The 1902-nt window shown below is 62.8% G+C and carries 4 protein-coding genes; 1 reads left to right on the forward strand and 3 read right to left on the reverse strand.

What is annotated here, in order from left to right; genetic code table 11:
- The 3 genes from FKP22_RS28880 to FKP22_RS28890 form a co-directional block, all read right to left on the reverse strand.
- Positions 1-340 (reverse strand): Hpt domain-containing protein (locus FKP22_RS28880; protein ID WP_211361647.1); only part of this gene is annotated, 340 nt, incomplete at its 3' end.
- Positions 341-405: 65 nt separating this feature from the next.
- Positions 406-768, reverse strand: coding sequence for a response regulator (locus tag FKP22_RS28885; RefSeq protein WP_141291582.1), 363 nt, complete (start codon positions 766-768; stop codon positions 406-408).
- A 66-nt stretch (positions 769-834) separates the two neighbouring features.
- Positions 835-1254: a hypothetical protein gene (locus FKP22_RS28890; protein ID WP_231011874.1), complete on the reverse strand. Its 420-nt coding sequence runs from the start codon at positions 1252-1254 to the stop codon at positions 835-837.
- Positions 1255-1558: 304 nt separating this feature from the next.
- Here FKP22_RS28890 and FKP22_RS28895 point away from each other — a divergent pair.
- The coding region (locus FKP22_RS28895; protein ID WP_141291586.1) for a response regulator at positions 1559-1902 on the forward strand (344 nt) is incomplete at its 3' end.

Here is a 1902-nt window from a genome sequence, read left to right on the forward strand (position 1 = left end):
CCAGCAGGCTCTTCAGGGCGTCGCCTGCGGACAGCAGCACGTCGACCATCTGTGAGGTCGGCTGCAGCTCGTGGCGGCGCAGCTTGTCCAGCAGGGTCTCCATCTGGTGGGTCAATTCGGCCACGTCGGAAAAACCGAAGGTGGCAGCGCCGCCCTTGACCGAGTGCGCGCAACGGAAGATGGCGTTCATCTCCTCGTCGTCGGCTGCGGTGATGTCCAGCTCGAGCAGCTTCTGCTCCATCGCTTCCAGGTTCTCACCAGCTTCCTCAAAGAAGACTTGGTAGAACTGGCTCAGATCGATGCCATCGTTGGTGCCGTTGTCGTGCGAGGTCTCGCCCATTTTTGCAAGCTCCTGATCTTGATACTTCTGCTGCTCCGGTCAGACCGGAACGTGGACCGGTGAGGTCAGCGAATGACCTTGCCGATCACCTCGATCAGCTTGGCGGGGTCGAAAGGCTTGACCAGCCAGCCGGTGGCACCGGCGGCGCGGCCGGCCTGCTTCATCTGGTCGCTGGACTCGGTGGTCAGGATCAGGATGGGCGTGGCCTTGAACTTGGGGTTCTCGCGCAGCTTCTTGGTCAGGCTGATGCCGTCCATGCGGGGCATGTTCTGGTCGGTCAGCACCAGGTTGAAGTCGCGCTGGCCGGCCTTCTCCCAGGCGTCCTGGCCATCCACGGCTTCAACCACGTTGAAACCGGCGTTCTTCAGGGTGAACGCCACCATTTGGCGCATCGAGGGGGAATCGTCAACGGCAAGAATCGAGTGCATCGCTTTTCTCCGAGAATTTCTTTAAGGGGGGCTGAGGCTGAGGTGCGGAACGGGTTGGAAGAGGGGCTAGAACAGATCGATGGAACCGGCGTCCATTTCGTCCTGGGTCACCGGGTTGGGGCGGCCGGGGCCGTCCTCCACGATCGCCATCCCGTCTTCGTCTTCATCCCCCATGGCGTCACGGGCGATGCGGTCAGCGCAACTGCGCAGCCGCTTCTGGGTGTGGCAAATCAATTGGGTGGCCATGTCATGGAACTGCAGCGCGGTGATCGCGCCGGCCAGGTTCTGCATGGCGACATGCATGCTGCCGTCGAGGTCGGGCAGCGCTTTCAATGCGCTCATCACGTCGTTCAGCTGGCTGCTGGCGCCGTAAAAATGCCCGGACAGCGTTTCACTCGCATCGTCCAGCAGCCGCTGCAGGCGTTCGAGGTCGTTGCTGGCCACCATGAGGTGATCCTGGAGGTCGGCGGCCGCCAGCAATGGCATGCCGGGACCTCCTCCCGCATCAGGCACTTGGACTTCAATTGTCTGCATCGTTGCTCCAGGGCAGTTTTTTCCGTTCTCCCCCTATTTCGGGACCGGCCGGGCGACACGCCACTCGGCCTCCCACAGACACAGTCAGTGGAGGAGTTGCCAGTGATTTTTCGGCACGAGACCCCCTGAGGTTGACCCGATCACAGGTAGAAAGAGGGCGTATTTCGTGATTAAGGGCCAGCGAGCGCCACCCGAGTCGCGAGAAAACTTGGGCGCCGCCGGTCGAGGCCCCCGAGCGCTGGTTCATACTTCAGCAATGGCTGTTCCTGATCCGAGCCGCCCGCTGCGGGTGCTGCACCTGGAAGACTCCGACCTTGACCATGCGCTGGTCATGGCCCATTTGCAACGAGGCGGGCTGCAGGTCGAAACCTTGCGGGTCGACACCGAGCCCGGTTTTCGCGCCGCCCTGGGCCAGCCCTGGGACGCCCTCATCTCCGACTACAACCTGCCCGGCTTCTCCGGGCTGAAGGCGCTGGAGATCGTGCGCGGCATGGGGCTGCAGCTGCCTTTCATCCTGGTTTCCGGCGAAATCGGTGAGGACGTGGCGGTGCAGGCCATGCGCGATGGCGCCAGCGACTACCTGCTCAAGGCCAAGCTGGC

Origin of the sequence: Ideonella azotifigens (assembly GCF_006519715.1) — a bacterium.
Lineage (GTDB): Bacteria > Pseudomonadota > Gammaproteobacteria > Burkholderiales > Burkholderiaceae_C > Ideonella > Ideonella azotifigens.

Coding starts and splice junctions, on each gene's coding strand:
- FKP22_RS28885 (WP_141291582.1), bottom strand. CDS start 768: ATGCACTCGATTCTTGCCGTTGACGATTCCCCCTCGATGCGCCAAATG.
- FKP22_RS28890 (WP_231011874.1), bottom strand. CDS start 1,254: ATGCCATTGCTGGCGGCCGCCGACCTCCAGGATCACCTCATGGTGGCC.